Origin of the sequence: Streptomyces sp. NPDC048484 (assembly GCF_040651415.1) — a bacterium.
GTDB lineage: Bacteria > Actinomycetota > Actinomycetes > Streptomycetales > Streptomycetaceae > Streptomyces.
Genome location: NZ_JBEZJY010000026.1, coordinates 118398 through 133511 on the forward strand (window position 1 = coordinate 118398; position 15114 = coordinate 133511).

Here is a 15114-nt window from a genome sequence, read left to right on the forward strand (position 1 = left end):
CCGCCGACAGCTCTCCTGCGACGGACCGTTCGTATATGCCTGCGTTCAGCGGGCCTTTATGTCTGTGTTCAGCGAACCTTTCGGCTCACTTCCCGTAGTACGCGTTGTAGATCGAGATCGTCGACTTGTTGCCCTTCTTGTCGGCGATCTTGGCGTGGAACGAGATCCCCTTGCCCTTGGCCGGGTTCGTGATCGCGATCTTGCCGTTCTTGACGGTGACCTTCTTCCAGGTCTGGCCGTAGTCGTACGACACGTACACCGACAGGGACTTCAGGTTTGAGCCCGCTGCCGAGCCCTGGACGGTCACCGGGACGGAGACCTTCTTGTCGGCCGGAGCCCTGCTGTCCAGGCCGACGGCCGCGTCGAAGCGGATCGAGGACGCGGGCAGCTTGGCCAGGTCGGCCTTCTTGGAGCGGAAGGTCCAGCTGGCGTCGACGCGAGTGGAGGCCGCGGCGACCTTGACGCTGCGCTTGACCGAGGTGGTCAGCTTGTACGCGGCGTCACCGGCCGGGACCTTGAAGATGCCGCCGGTCAGGGGGTCGCTGTTCGAGCCGACCTTGGTGCCGTTGCGGTAGAGGGTCGTGGTGACCGCCGAGTAGAGCGAGGAGCCGGCGTGGGTCTTGCCGTCGGCGAACAGCGGCAGGGAGCCGTAGATGCCGTTGCCCTCGCGGTAGATGCCCAGGCCGGAACCGATGCGCGGGCCGAAGACCGCCGTGTTGAAGGTCTTCTCGTAGCTCTTGCCCGCCTTCAGGGTCTGCGGGGTGCCGAGCGTGTAGAAGGCCTCGATGATCGGGAAGCCGTACTCGTCGAGCCCGCCGTGCTGCTCGAAGTCGAGGTTCCACTTCACTCCGCCCGCGGTGGACAGGTGCAGTGTCCGGGTGCCGGGCAGCGCCTGCTGGATACCGATCGCGGAGCCGCCGGAACTGCCGGGCAGCTCGCCCCAGGCGCTGAGCGCGCCCTTCCGGCCACTCGCCGAGGCGCCCAGACCGGCCTTCACCGTGGCCAGTTCGCTCGCCTTGTAGTGCTTGGTGTAACCGGTGGCGAGCTGTGTGACCTTGGCGCCGGCGGTGGTGTCGTACTCGTCGGCGGGCTTGGCCCAGTGGCCGTCCCACTGCTGGTACAGCTTGCCGCCGGTGATCTGCGGACCGGCGTGCGCGACACGGAAGTTGACGAACGAGTCCAGCAACCAGCCGAACGAGTAGCTGCCGCTCGCCACGTCCACGGTGTAGTCCGCCGAGGCGAACTCCGGCTTCGCTTCCGCGTCGGGCACGGTGATGTCCACCGGCTTGGCCTTCCGCGCGTCCACCGTGAGCGTGTCGTTCTTGGTGATGCTCAGCTTCGGCTGGGCCACCCAGTCGGCGCCCTTGCTCAAGTCCTCCGGGTCGGTGGCGAACGCCGAGTCGAAGATGTAACCGCCCTTGGGGACCCGGACCTTGACGGTGCCGGACTCGTCGTAGGGCGAGTACCACTTGTCCTGGGCGAGCCCGGAGACACCGGACAGGTTGGTGTTGTAGTACTTCGCCGGGTTGCCGTCACGGCCGATGAACCTGAGCGTGAGGTCGTAGGACTCCACCTCGCGCTGCACCGCCGCCGCCGTGCGTACGCTCTGGCCGCCGCCGGTCGCCGTCACGTACGCGGAGTACGCGCCGTCGACCGTGCCGCCCAGCTTGGTGTTGACCTTGAGGTCGGCGGAGGCCGTGCCGCCCGCCGGGACGGTCAGCGTCCTGGCGCCGAGCGTGAAGAAGCCGGCCGGCGCGGCCTGCCCCTTCGGGTTGGTGGCCGTCACCGCGAGGCTCAGCGTGACGTCGGCGGTCCCGAGGTTCTTGTACGTGACCTTCTCGGTCGCCGGGGTGTCATCGGTGTGCGGCCACTGCTGGACGCCGAAGCTCACCGACGACGGGACGGCGACCACGCTCTGCTTGATGGCCTTGTCGACCTGGATGCGGCCCGAACCCTGCTGGAACGGCGTGTACTTGCCGCCCTTGGCGGAGCCGGTCAGCGCGCCCTTGAGCTGCGTGTACGTCCAGTCGGGGTGCTGCTGCTTCAGGATCGCCGCGGCGCCCGCGACATGCGGGGTCGCCATCGACGTACCCGAGATGGACACGTAACCGGCCGGGTTCTCACCGACCTCCTTGGCGATGACACTTCCCGGGGCCGAGGCGGCCGTGATGTCCACACCGGGCGCGGTCACGTCGGGCTTGATCTGCCCGTCGAGGCCGGGGCCCGTGCTGGAGAACTCGGCCAGCTTGTCCAAGCCGTCGACGGCGCCCACGGTGAGCGCGGCCTCCGCGCTGCCCGGGGAGCCGATCGACTGCTCGCCGGAGTTGCCCGCGGCGATCGCGAAGAGAATGCCCTTCTCCTTGGACAGCTTGTTGACCTGCGCCTCAAGCGGGTCGATGTCGGGGGTGTCCCCGCCGCCCAGGCTGAGGTTGACGATGTCGGCGCCCTGCTCGGCCGCCCAGTCCATGCCCGCCAGGATGCCGGAGTCGTCGCCGGAGCCGTTGTCGTCGAGCACCTTGCCGTTGAGCAGCTTGGCTCCGGGCGCGACGCCCTTGTACTTGCCCGCGGACTTGGCACCCGTACCGGCCGCGATAGACGCGACGTGCGTGCCGTGGCCGTACCTGTCGGTCGCGTCGGCGGCGCCGGAGAAGTTCTTCTCGGCGACGACCTGGCCCACAAGGTCGGCGTGGGTCGCGTCGACACCGGTGTCGAGGACGGCGATCTTGACGCCCTTGCCGTCGTATCCGGCGGCCCACGCCTTGTCGGCGCCGATCTGCGGAACGGACTTGTCGAGGCTGGCCTTGCGGACCCCGTCGAGCCACACATGGGCGACACCGGAGGCGGTCCTCGCGCCGCCGGACCGCGAGTCGGTGACCGCGGCCCACAGGTCGGGCGCGTCACCCTTGGGCGTCAGCACCGCGTCCGCGTTCAGCGTCTTGAGCGTCCTGCGGACCTGGGTGTCGCCGGCGTCGCGGACGTCCGCCTTCGCGGCCGAGGCCGCACCGCGGTAGCCGACGATCAGCTTGAGGCCCTGCTTCTGGGCCTTGCGGTTGGCCGACTTGTTGAGCTCGGTGACGTCGAAGAGCCGCTGGTCGAGCTTGCCGGTGGCGATGAGCCGCGCGGCGTCGGCCGGCACGACGAGGGTGTGTCCGTCGGCCTTGCGGATCTGGACGGGTATCCCCTCGCGGCCCTTGGCCCGCTCCAGGCCGATGACGCGGCCCTTGGCGTCGACGACGACACGGTCGCCGGTGATCAGGGTGATGCGGTGCTTGGGCGCGGTCTGTACGGCCGCGCCGCCGGCCGAGTCACTGGCCGCACGCTCTGCCTCCGCCGACGCCGGGCTGGTCATGCCCGCCGCCAGAGCCACGGCTGCCGCCGTGGCGATCGTGGCCGCGCACGCTCTTTTCACTTGTCTGCGCAAGTTTCCCCCTGAAGAGCTGGTCCGGGATGAACCCCCGTTCATCCGGCCGGGGGGCATCCCGTACGCATGCTCGCGCGCATCCCCCCGGAATACGCAGTATGCCGGGGGGTGATCAGGTGCTCAATAGGACTGCCACGCCTAAGAGTTGGCGTTCTCCTTGACTGTGATCCTTCCCTTCCGGATCGTGGCGACCCTCGGGGCCTTCTTCGCGATCGCGGAATCGTGCGTGACCATGATGAAAGTGAGCCCGTGCTCCTTCCACATGGTTTCGAGTACGTCCATGATCTCGTCGCGCATGGACTCGTCGAGGTTTCCGGTCGGTTCGTCGGCGAGCAGCACCTTCGGTTGCTTGACCAGAGCGCGGGCGATGGCGACGCGCTGCTGCTGGCCTCCGGAGAGCTCGGCCGGCAGATGCCGGAGCCGCTCGGCGAGCCCGACGGACTCCAGCGCGGCCGCGGCTCTTTCCCGCCGCTCCTTGCCCTTCACCTTCAGCGGTACGAGGGCGGTCTCCACGTTCTCCTGGGCGGTAGGGGTGGGAATGAGGGTCAACTACGCGAGCCCTGAAGGCCCGCGCTTGCAGCTGGAGCACCAGAGGTGTCCGCCGCATGGGGCTGGTTGACAGCAGCCCAGACGTGTTCGGCGCGGGCCTCGATGTTGCGGGCCGCGTTGTGGTCTGCGTGCGCAACGACGCCGCATGACCGGCAGGCGAAGAGTTCCTGCGTGGGACGGTTGGCCTTCTCCGTGTGCCCGCACCACGAACACTGCTGGCTCGTGTAGGCGGGATCGACCTGGACGAACGGGACCCCGGCTCGCTCTGCCTTGTACTGCACGAAGGCGGCGAGCTGGGCGAATGCCCAGGAGTGCAGCGCGACCCGTTGGGGCTTTCGGAGCCGTACCCGTTCGCGAATACCGGTCAGGTCTTCCAGACCGATTCCGCGCCCGGTGCGTTCAGCCTCGGTCACGATGCGCTTGGAGATGACGTGGTTGATGTGCGTGGTGTGCCGCGCCTCACGACGGGACCGCTTCTTCAGCTTCCGCTTGGCGGACTTCGTCCCCCGTGCCTGGAGTTCGGCGCGGATGCGGAGCTGACGGCGCCGGTACCTGTTCAGCTCCTGCCCGGCGAACGGCTCCCCCTCGTCCGAGGTGGTGGCGATGTTCGCGATCCCGAGGTCCACGCCGATCCAGCCGTCCGGCTGGATCGTGGGATCGGCGGCCGGGATCTCGCAGGTGGCGATCAGATACCAGGCCCCGTCACGACGGACGAGGTCGCTCTCGCCCCTGCGATGCTCAGCCAGCGTCTTGAGCGCGCCGGGCGAGCAGATGAACGGCACCCCCCGGATACGGCCGCTGGTGGTCCAGACCGACACGGTCTGCTGGTCGTACTGCCAGGAAAGACACCGGTCGTCATACGACTGGGCGGCGTCGGGGCGGAAGCGGACCGGGGTGCTCGCGATGCGCCGATACCGCTCGGAGTCCTTCTTGCCGTAGTTCCCGGCCTTCAGGTTCGCCTTGCGGGTCGAGTAGGCATCGGCCACCTTCCGGATCACATGCAGTGCCGGCTGCGCCGACAGCCCCCGCGCCTTCAGCTCGGCATAGGCGAAGGGCTGCAATGCCTTGCGCGTGCGGTCTCGGTCGTCCTTGCGGCCCTGGGCGCGAACAGACAGCCAGTTCGCCGCGTCGTTGGTCGCGTGCAGGGTCGCCTCAAGTGCCGTGGCCACCTCGGGCGACGGCGTGAGTTTGACCTGCACGGTGAGTTTCACGGACACGACGCTACGCAGCCGTCCGTACAAGCGGGCATCTCTCGCACAACTGACCACGAAATAGTGATCACTCGTTCACCCGTTCCCTTGCCGTCCGGCTCCGCCGGACAGTCCTACGGGCGCTCCGCACCCGAACCCCTGGATACTGCGATGCTCCGCGTCGCCACCACACGATGCGATTCCTCCCAGGCATAAACGCCTGGGGTTCCTCGCAAGAATCTCGCTGAAGTCAGGTGGGCCGGACTCGGTTTACCCGACTCGGACAGGGCGTCAGCCGGGCGCAGGCGGGAAGCGCGCCAGCCGCCGAAGGCGCCCGCGATGAGGCCGCCAGCGACAGCGAGGCCGACCGCCACGGCGATCGTGCTGAGGGCGACGGGCGCCCGCATAAGAGAAGGATGAGAAGGCTGTGCAGGCCCTCGGAACGCTCCCCGGAACGCTGTGAAAACGCCGAGGGCGGCTGCTCGTGACGAGCAGCCGCCCTCGGGACGAGGCGTGTTCGGGTCAGGCGGCCGAACCGGCCTTCCACGCCGCCCAGTCCAGGTTCCAGCCGTTGAGGCCGTTGTCCGGAGCGACGGTCTTGTCACCGGTGTTCCGCACGTCCACGACGTCACCGACGATCGAGTTGGTGAAGAACCAGCCGCCCGGGGAGGTCGTGTCGTTGGCACCCTTGGTGTCCGACAGGCCCACGCAGCCGTGGCTGGTGTTGGCGCTGCCGAAGATGGACTTGGCGCCCCAGTAGTTGCCGTGGATGAACGTGCCGGAGTTCGACAGACGCATCGCGTGCGGTACGTCCTTGATGTCGTACTCACCCTTGCCGTCGCCGTCCGTGAAGCCCACGGTCGCGCCGTTCATCCGGGTCTCCTTGAACTTCTCGGAGATCACCATCTGGCCCTTGTACGTCTTGTTCTCGGGCGAACCGGCGGAGATCGGGATGGTCTTGATGGTCTTGCCGTCCTGCGTGACCTTCATGGTCTTGGTCTTCGCGTCGACGATCGAGACCTGGTTGCGGCCGACCTTGAAGGTGACCGTCTTCTGCTGCACGCCGTACACACCGTCGGCGCCCTCGATACCGTCGAGGTTCAGCTTCAGGGTGACGGTCGAGTTGCCCTTCCAGTAGTCCTCGGGGCGGAAGTCCAGGCGGTTGGCGCCGAACCAGTGGCCGACGACCTCCTGGCCGCTGGTGGAGGAGACGGTGATGCCCTTCTGGACGTCCGCCTTGTTCGTGATCGCCTTGTCGAAGTTGATCGAGACCGGCATACCGACGCCGACGGTGGAACCGTCCTCGGGCGTGAAGTTGCCGATGAAGCTGTTGTCCGGGGAGACCGTCGTGAACGACGCGTTCTCGTGGGCGGCGCGGCCGTCCGAGTCCTTGGCCGTCGCGGCGATCTTGTAGGCGGTCGCGCGTTCGAGCTGGCCACTGGGCTTCCAGGACTTCTTGTCGGACGATATCTCGCCCTCGACTGCGGTGCCTTCAGACGTCTTCATGGTCACATCACTCAGCGTGCCCTTGGTCACAGTGACCGCGGCAGCGCTGTTGATGGAGGCGTTGTCGGAACCGTCCTTGGGTGTGATCTTGATCTGGGCCTCGGAAGAATCCTTCGCCGCCGCCTCGTCGACCTTGGACTGCGAGGAGCCGTCACCTTCGCCCTTGGCGTTGCCGTCACTCTCTCCGCTGCACGCAGAGAGCACAAGCACCCCGCCGAGCAGTGCGGACGCGACCGTCAGGCCCTTGCGCCGCTTACTGTCCGTCATCACACGCTTCTCCATCGTTGCCGAATCCCCAAAACCCCATGAGTCCCCGTAACACCTTCAACGCTACGACCGCTTCGTCCTGTTCCACATCCAACAAGGATGTGGGGCACGCCACGCCGATCCACGGGGATACGCCTGGTACGGGTGTCGGTCACTGCGCCTCATGAGACGACAGAACCCCGGGTGGCGGTTGCCGCCCGGGGCCACAATTCTCCCAGGCGGTGTCAGCCGGTCGCTGCTTTCTCGTCCGAGGTGTCGTCGTCCGAGGTGTCGTCCGAGGCGTCATCATCCTCGTCCAGGTCCCAATCCGGCGAATCGGGGTCGTGGTCGACCTGCTCGCTGCTCCAGGACGCCTGCGCGAGTTCGACCCCGGGTACGCCCCCGACCAGGTCGAACGGGTCGACCAGGTACGCGAGAGCCTCGGCCGTGTCTTCCGTCACTGTGCTCTCGACCTGGGTCCGCTCGTCGGCCGGGACCTCGGGGTCCTCGGCGATGCGGCTCAACGCGGCCTTGGTGAGGGCGTTCTCGTCGTTGACCTCGATGACCATTTCGACACGCAGCCGCACAAATCGTGATGTCTCAGGTGTGCTCATACAGCGGAGAATACGACTCATGGCCACCGTGACTTTCCCGTGACCCGCACCTTTCACTAACATCGCCCCACACGGCCAATTCGCCAGCGTCACAAGGGGATCGATATTCCGTGTCCGCACGTCGATCGTTGCTGACCGCCACCGCCGCGGGGACCCTTCTGGGTGCCCTGTGGTTCGTTCCATCCGCCAACGCGACGGACGACAAACCCACGGAGCACAGAACACAGACAACGACCACCACGACGACCGCGGTGCTCCGCACCGCGGCACACACCTCCGCCGGTTCGTCGGAGGAGGCCGCAGCCGAGAGGGCCACCGGGACGACCGACGGAACCCGGACCCGCCTGGCCGACACGGGAAGCTTCGACACGACCCCGTACGTGGCCGGCGGCACGCTGTTCCTGGGCCTGGGGGCAGGGTTCGTCGTCTACTCGGTCCGCAGGGAGCGCATGACGGAGTACTGACCGAGTACCGCCCTGGGCGCCCCAGGGCGCCCAGGCCGCGGGGCCGCGTCACACGCAGCCCCGTCGCACGGGCGCGGCCGGCCACGACGATCCCGCAGCCGCCCGACAGCACTTCCCCCGAGACTTCGCCCGAGTTCTCAGGCGGAGTTCTCGCGGAGTTCTCAGGCGGACCGGCGTCCGCCCCCCTGACCTCCACGCGTACGAGAACCCGCGCCTCCACGCGCACGCGAAGCCGCCACCGCCCCGGAACCGGACCGGGCGCCCCCGCCGGACCCGGACCGAGTGCCGCCGGCGGCACCGCCACCGGACCGCGTACCGGCCGCAGCCGCTCCGCGGCCACCGCCACTGCCACCTCGCCGCGCCCGCGACTTCCCCTGCGAAGGCTGGGCGGCAGCCGGTTCAGGCACGGAGATGACGACCGGAATCCCGGACGGCTCGCGCGCGCCGGTGATCCGTACGAGTTCGTCGTCGCTGGACCTGACGCGGGCCGTGTGCGGACTGATGCCCGCGTTGGCCATCAGCTGGGTCATCTCCCGCTTCTGCTCCGGCAGGACCAGCGTGACCACACTGCCGGACTCCCCCGCGCGAGCGGTACGGCCGCCCCGGTGGAGGTAGTCCTTGTGGTCGGCCGGCGGGTCGACGTTCACGACGAGGTCGAGGTCGTCGACGTGGATCCCGCGCGCCGCCACGTTGGTGGCGACCAGGGCGGTCACCAGACCGGTCTTGAACTGGTCCAGCGTGCGGTTGCGCTGCGGCTGGGAGCGTCCGCCGTGCAGGGCGGAGGCACGCACACCGCTCGCGAGCAGCCGCTTGGTGAAGCGGTCCGCCGAGCGCTTGGTGTCGACGAAGAGGAGCACGCGCCCGTCACGGGCCGCGATCCGCATCGCGACGGCCTTCTTGTCCGTCTCGTCGGCGACGTGCAGCACGTGGTGCTCCATCGTCGTCACCGTGCCGGCCGACGGGTCCACGGAGTGCACGACGGGGTCCGTGAGGAACATCCGCACGAGTTTGTCGATGTTCTTGTCCAGGGTCGCCGAGAACAGCATGCGCTGCCCGTCCGGCTCGACCTGGTTGAGGAGCGCCGTGACCTGGGGCATGAACCCCATGTCCGCCATCTGGTCGGCCTCGTCGAGGACGGTGATGCCGACCCGCGCGAGCGTGCAGTCGCCGCGGTCTATCAGGTCCTTGAGGCGCCCGGGCGTGGCCACGAGCACCTCGGCACCGCGCCGCAGCAGAGCCGACTGCTTGCCGAGGGAGAGCCCGCCGACAACCGTCGCGAGCCGCAGGTTCACTGCCGTGGCGTACGGCGTCAGCGCGTCGGTTACCTGCTGCGCGAGTTCGCGCGTGGGCACCAGGACGAGCGCGAGCGGCGCCTTGCTCTCGGCGCGCCGGCCGGCCGTACGGGCGAGCAGCGCGAGGCCGAAGGCGAGGGTCTTGCCCGAGCCGGTGCGGCCCCGGCCGAGGATGTCCCGCCCGGCGAGGGAGTTGGGCAGTGTCGCGCCCTGGATCGGGAAGGGCTCGGTCACGCCCTGGGCGCTGAGGGTCTTGTTCAGCGCGGCCGGCATGTCCAGCGCGTCGAAGGACTCGACGGAGGGCAGCGCCGGCGTGAGCGACTGCGGCAGGGCGAACTCCCGCGGCGCGGAGGACTGCGGGGACGGCTTCTTGCGTACGTTCCTGTTGCCGCCGTTGGCGGAAGCCGCCGGGCCTCCGCCGCGTGTGCCACGAGAGCCGCGGGTACCCCGGGAAGTCGCCGGGCGTTGGCCGGCGGGTCGTTCAGGACGTTCGGATCGAGTCATGCTGGATCTGGAATTCCTTCCTGGGCCTCACGGTTTCCCGTGCATAGGACACACGGACAGCACAAGCCGGGGCCCGCACCCGAAGGTGCGGACCCCGGCTCGCGTAGCGCGCGTCCCGGAATTAGGCGGGGACGATGTTCTCCGCCTGCGGGCCCTTCTGACCCTGCGTGACGTCGAAGGAGACCTTCTGGCCCTCCTGCAGCTCACGGAAGCCCGAGGTGGCGATGTTGGAGTAATGGGCGAAGACGTCGGCGCCGCCGCCGTCCTGCTCAATGAAGCCGAAGCCCTTTTCCGAGTTGAACCACTTCACGGTGCCAGTAGCCATGTCATTTCTCCTTGGATAGGTGGCTCCCATCCGGAAATGACCGGAAAAACAAAACGCGCCTGAGAGAGGATTCCTTTCAGGCGCACAAGTTAATGGGTACCAAAAACGTTTCGCTGAGAACTCTAGCACACAACAAGGCGGGGCTGCTGTTGCCACGACGGCCCCGCCCTGATGGCCCAGCAGCCCCCTGGGGCAGCCCCTACGCCAACGGGCCCGTCACGGGCTCCACGGCCTCGACCAGGTGTCCGCCGCGCACGAAGGCGTCAGCCGCGGCCAGGTCCGGGGCGAGGAAGCGGTCCGGTCCCGGGCCCGCCACTCCGGCGGCCCGGGCGGCGGCGATGGCGGCCTGCGAGGCCGGCGCCGGAGTGAGGCCGGCGCGCAGTTCGACGGCGCGCGTGGCGGCGTACAGCTCGATGGCGACGACGCGGGTCAGGTTGTCGACGGCCGTACGGAGCTTGCGGGCGGCCGACCAGCCCATCGAGACGTGGTCCTCCTGCATCGCGGAGGACGGGATGGAGTCGGCGGAGGCCGGCACGGCGAGCCGCTTCATGTCGCTGACCAGGGCGGCCTGGGTGTACTGCGCGATCATCAGGCCGGAGTCGACGCCCGCGTCGTCCGCGAGGAAGGGCGGCAGGCCGTGCGAGCGGTTCTTGTCGAGGAGCCGGTCCGTGCGACGCTCGGCGATGGAGCCGAGGTCCGCTGCGGCGATCGCGAGGAAGTCCAGCACGTACGCGACCGGGGCGCCGTGGAAGTTGCCGTTCGACTCGACGCGCCCGTCGGGCAGGACGACCGGGTTGTCGACGGCGGCGGCCAGCTCACGGTCGGCGACCAGCCGGGCGTGCGCCATGGTGTCGCGGCCGGCGCCCGCGACCTGCGGGGCACAGCGCACCGAGTACGCGTCCTGGACCCGCGGGGCGTCGTCCTGGTGGTGACCGGTGAGTTCCGACCCCTTCAGCACGGCCAGCATGTTGGCGGCGCTGGCGCTCTGGCCGGGGTGCGGCCGGATGGCGTGCAATTCGGGGGCGAGGACGCTGTCGGTCCCGAGGAGCGCCTCCAGGCTGAGGGCCGCCGTGATGTCGGCGGACTTGTAGAGGGTGTCGAGGTCGGCGAGGGCCATGAGCAACATGCCGAGCATGCCGTCGGTGCCGTTGAGGAGGGCCAGCCCCTCCTTCTCGCGCAGCTCGACGGGCTCGATGCCGTGCGCGGCGAGCAGTTCCCCGGCCGGGCGGACCTCGCCGTCCGGGCCCTCGGCGTCCCCCTCGCCCATCAGCGTCAGGGCGCAGTGGGAGAGCGGCGCGAGGTCGCCGGAGCAGCCGAGCGAGCCGAACTCGTGGACGACCGGCGTGATGCCGGCGTTGAGGATGTCGGCCATGGTCTGCGCGACGGACGGGCGCACACCGGTGCGGCCGGAGCAGACGGTCTTCAGCCGCAGGAACATCAGGGCCCGGACGACCTCGCGCTCGACGCGCGGGCCCATCCCGGCGGCGTGCGACCGCACGATGTTGCGCTGCAGCTGAGCCCGCAGCTCGGGGCTGATGTGCCGGGTCGCGAGGGCTCCGAAGCCGGTGGAGACGCCGTACACGGGCTCCGGTTTGGCCGCCAGCGCCTCCACGATCTCGCGGGCCGCGGCGAGCGCCGCCACCGCCTCGCCGGAGAGCTCGACCCGGGCGCCGCCGCGCGCCACGGCGAGAACGTCGGACGCGGTGACACCGGTCGTCCCCACCACCACAGTATGCATATCCATATTCAGGAGCGTACGCAGTGAATGCGATGGTGTCACTAGCGGATGCCGGGTTGGGTCCTTACCTTCGCCACCCGTTCGGCCTCCATACGGCCTCCGTACGGGACCTCCCGCGACCTCCCGCGACCTCCCGGGGCCTACCGACGGCCGCGGAACCTCCGGCGCTCGGCCGCCGCGGGCGGGGGTGCGTCGGCGAGGCGTACGACGGGGTCGTCGGGGCCCTCCCGGCCGGCGACGACGGGGTTCGCGGCGCGTACGGCCTTGGCGCGGTACTGGGCCGCGTCGGCGAGGCGGAAGAGGCGGCGGGCCGAGCGGACGGGCCCGAGAGGGTCCCCCGTCGAGGCGATCCCGCACGCGACACCCTCCCCGGGTTCCAGCTCGGCCGCGCGGCGGCAGAGTTCGTCGGCGACGCGCACCACCTCGTCGGCGGCGGGGCCCACCGCGAGCAGGCAGAACTCGTCACCGCCGAGACGGGCCGCGAGCGTGCCGGGAAGCATCGCGCCACACAGGGACAACACCGACCCGAAGCGCTCCAGGAGCCGGTCGCCGACGGCGTGCCCCTGAGTGTCGTTGACGTGCTTGAGGCCGTTCAGGTCACACACCACCAGACTCACGACCGCACCCTGGGCACGGTGGCGCTCGATGGCCTCGTCCAGACGCATGTCCACGGCCCGGCGGTTGGCGAGACCGGTGAGCGCGTCGGTGAAGGCGAGTCGCCGGGCCTCCTCCAGACGTTCGGTCTGTGCGATCCCGGCGGCGACCACGGAGGCGAGGACGGTCGCGAAGTCGGCGTCGTCCCGCCCGAAGACGGGGGCGCCGGCCGGGCGGGCGACGTACAGCTCACCCCAGGCCCGTCCGTGCAGGACGATCGGCGCGACGACGCAGCAACCGCGCCCGCGCCGCCGGAGCGCGGCCACGCGCTGGTGGCAGTACTCGGCGTGCCCCGCGGCGAGGCCGTCCGCCGTCTCGACCCAGGCGTCGGGCTCGCCGCCACCCACCCAGCGCTCGTGCAGGAACTCGGTGATCTCGGGGAACTGGTACACGGGGTACGCCTCGTGCTCCGGGAACTCCTCCTCGTCCCGGGCCCGCTCCCCCGTGTTCACCAGGACCCGCAGCCGCCCCAGCTCCCGCTCCCACACGGACAGCGCCGCGAAGCTTCCGCCCAGCGCCCGGCAGGCCCCGGCCGCCGCCGCGCGCCACGACTCCCTCGGGGCGTGCGCGGCCGCCATGCCCTGCGCCAGTGCCACCACGGCCCTCAGCCGCACATCGTCACCACCCATCACACTATGTTAGGTAGTTTTGTGTGGTTTTGGGATGTTGAACCCGAGGCGGGCCTTTCCCTGAAGACAGCCGACTGGAATGATCCGCCCCGGAAGTTAACTCGCGTTAACCGGGAGGGTGCCATGACGGAGCAGGACGGCGACCAGGACCGCGACCAGGGCGGCGAGCAGGGCGCGGAGCGGCGGTTCGGGGAGTACGTGGCGGTGCGGCGTCACGCGTCGTACATCGCGGAACTCTCCCTCGACCGGCCCAAGGCCATGAACGCCGTGTCGTCCGAGATGGCCCGCTCGATCGCCGCGGCGTGCGAGGCGCTGGCCACCGACCGGGACGTACGCGTGGTGGTGCTGACCTCGACCCACGAGCGGGCCTTCTGTGTCGGCGCCGACCTCAAGGAGCGCAACTCCCTCACGGACGCCGAGCTGATCCGTCAGCGTCCCGTCGCACGGGCGGCGTACACCGGTGTGCTGGAACTCCCGATGCCCACCGTGGCCGCGGTGCACGGCTTCGCGCTGGGCGGCGGCTTCGAGCTGGCCCTGGCCTGCGACCTGATCGTGGCGGACGGCACGGCCGTGGTGGGCCTGCCCGAGGTGTCGGTCGGCGTCATCCCCGGGGGCGGCGGTACACAGCTGCTGCCGCGCCGGGTGGGTGCGGCACGGGCGGCCGAGCTGATCTTCTCGGCGCGGCGGGTGGCGGCCGAGGAGGCGAGGGAGCTGGGGCTGGTCGACAGCCTGGTCGCCGACGGCCAGGACCGCACGGAGGCGCTGGCGCTTGCGGGGCGCATCGCCGGCAACTCGCCGGTGGGGCTCCGGGCGGCCAAGCGGGCGCTGCGGCTGGGGCACGGGCTCGATCTTCGGACGGGCCTTGAGATCGAGGACGCGGCGTGGCGATCGGTCGCCTTCTCCGGCGACCGGGCGGAGGGGGTCGCCGCCTTCAACGAGAAGCGCCGGCCGGAGTGGCCCGGGGAGTAGCCCGGGACAGGCCAGGAGCAGTCCGCTGTAGCACGGGGACAGGCCGGGAGCAGTCCGGAGTGGCCCGGAGTGGCCCGGGAGGGTTTTCTCGCCCCCGCCTCCTCTTCCCGTCCCGTTTCCCGTCGCGTTCGGGGCGGCCTCCTTCCCGTCGCGTTCGGGGGGCGGCCCCGACCCCCGCTCCTCAAGCGCCGGAGAGGCTGATCTTGCGGCCTGCGAAATCCCCGTTCGGGTGATGTGTCGCCATCTATCACCTGAACGTCCCCAAGACACACATAACCTGCCCACCGCGAACAGCGCGCCGGGGGGTGCCCGCGCCGGGGAGGAATCTGCATGCCGGACACGGCGACGAACTCGAAGACAGAGACGGAGACGGTCACACCGGAGCCGACCCTGCCGGGGCCCCGTGGCCGCCACCGCAAACCCCGTCCTCGCCGCATGCTCTTCGCGGCCGGCGGCCTCGCCCTGGCCGCCGGCGCGCTGACCGTGCTGCGGCTGACCGTCCCCGATCCGTCGGCCGACGGCCGAAGCGTGGAGGCCACGGACCTCGAACCCAGCGGGGCCGGCACCGAGGACACGGCACGGACCGACGCGGGAGCGGGAGCGGAACAACCGGCAGCCGCGGCCGGGACGGCGAACGCGTCCCCTTCCGCGACGACCAGCGCGGGAAACCCGCAGACATCGACAACACCGACGACCACCGCGACACCGACGTCAGGGCCGGCGAACCCGGCGGCACGGGCAAGACCGGCCGACCGCGCCGCCCACTACCGGCTGCCCGCACCCGCCGGCCCCGTCCGGGGCGCACAGCCCACCCTCGGCGCACCTCCGGCAGACGCCGCCCGGCAGCCGGCCCCCCGACGCCCCGCCCCCGGACCCTCGGCACCCGCCCGGACGCCGACACCGGCGAACCCGCCCCAGGACTCCTCGCCGGGCAGCTCGGGCGGCCCGGGCGGAATCTGCGTACCGGTCGTGGGCCTGTGCATCGACGGCGCCACCCACCGCTGAAGCGGCGC

General features: G+C 70.0%; 11 protein-coding genes and 1 pseudogene. 3 read left to right on the forward strand and 9 right to left on the reverse strand.

Annotated features, from left to right (window positions below):
• Window positions 1–85: 85 nt before the first annotated feature.
• The 5 genes and pseudogenes from AB0D14_RS26030 to AB0D14_RS26050 form a co-directional block, all read right to left on the reverse strand.
• Window positions 86–3409, reverse strand: a complete 3324-nt coding sequence (locus AB0D14_RS26030; RefSeq protein WP_362783316.1) for a S8 family peptidase — start codon at window positions 3407–3409, stop codon at window positions 86–88.
• A 150-nt stretch (window positions 3410–3559) separates the two neighbouring features.
• A pseudogene (locus AB0D14_RS26035) lies at window positions 3560–3964 on the reverse strand (ATP-binding cassette domain-containing protein); the annotation flags it as partial.
• A gap of 2 nt (window positions 3965–3966) precedes the next feature.
• Window positions 3967–5181, reverse strand: coding sequence for a transposase (locus AB0D14_RS26040; protein WP_362783319.1), 1215 nt, complete (start codon window positions 5179–5181; stop codon window positions 3967–3969).
• Window positions 5182–5682: 501 nt separating this feature from the next.
• A complete protein-coding gene (locus AB0D14_RS26045) occupies window positions 5683–6948 on the reverse strand; it encodes an Ig-like domain-containing protein (protein WP_362783322.1) in 1266 nt (421 codons plus the stop codon).
• Window positions 6949–7157: 209 nt separating this feature from the next.
• A complete protein-coding gene (locus AB0D14_RS26050; RefSeq protein ID WP_362783325.1) occupies window positions 7158–7526 on the reverse strand; it encodes a hypothetical protein in 369 nt (122 codons plus the stop codon).
• 110 nt (window positions 7527–7636) lie between these two features.
• On the opposite strand from AB0D14_RS26050, the gene AB0D14_RS26055 reads away from it, so the two are divergent.
• A complete protein-coding gene (locus AB0D14_RS26055; RefSeq protein ID WP_362783327.1) occupies window positions 7637–7990 on the forward strand; it encodes an LPXTG cell wall anchor domain-containing protein in 354 nt (117 codons plus the stop codon).
• 161 nt (window positions 7991–8151) lie between these two features.
• Here AB0D14_RS26055 and AB0D14_RS26060 read toward each other — a convergent pair whose 3' ends face one another.
• From AB0D14_RS26060 to AB0D14_RS26075, 4 genes are all read right to left on the reverse strand, one after another.
• The gene (locus tag AB0D14_RS26060; RefSeq protein WP_362783330.1) at window positions 8152–9786 is read right to left on the reverse strand and encodes a DEAD/DEAH box helicase; all 1635 of its coding nucleotides are present in this window, start codon (window positions 9784–9786) and stop codon (window positions 8152–8154) included.
• 121 nt (window positions 9787–9907) lie between these two features.
• Window positions 9908–10111 carry a cold-shock protein gene (locus AB0D14_RS26065; protein ID WP_003969786.1) on the reverse strand — a complete coding sequence of 68 codons (204 nt, stop codon included), beginning with the start codon at window positions 10109–10111 and terminating at the stop codon, window positions 9908–9910.
• 199 nt (window positions 10112–10310) lie between these two features.
• A complete protein-coding gene (gene hutH, locus AB0D14_RS26070; RefSeq protein WP_362783404.1) occupies window positions 10311–11849 on the reverse strand; it encodes a histidine ammonia-lyase in 1539 nt (512 codons plus the stop codon).
• Window positions 11850–11989: 140 nt separating this feature from the next.
• On the reverse strand, window positions 11990–13132 hold the full coding sequence (locus tag AB0D14_RS26075; RefSeq protein WP_362783333.1) for a diguanylate cyclase: 1143 nt from the start codon (window positions 13130–13132) through the stop codon (window positions 11990–11992).
• 123 nt (window positions 13133–13255) lie between these two features.
• On the opposite strand from AB0D14_RS26075, the gene AB0D14_RS26080 reads away from it, so the two are divergent.
• Complete coding sequence (locus AB0D14_RS26080) at window positions 13256–14101, forward strand: enoyl-CoA hydratase-related protein (RefSeq protein ID WP_362783336.1); 846 nt, start codon at window positions 13256–13258, stop codon at window positions 14099–14101.
• A 330-nt stretch (window positions 14102–14431) separates the two neighbouring features.
• The gene (locus AB0D14_RS26085) at window positions 14432–15106 is read left to right on the forward strand and encodes a hypothetical protein (RefSeq protein ID WP_362783339.1); all 675 of its coding nucleotides are present in this window, start codon (window positions 14432–14434) and stop codon (window positions 15104–15106) included.
• Window positions 15107–15114: the final 8 nt, after the last annotated feature.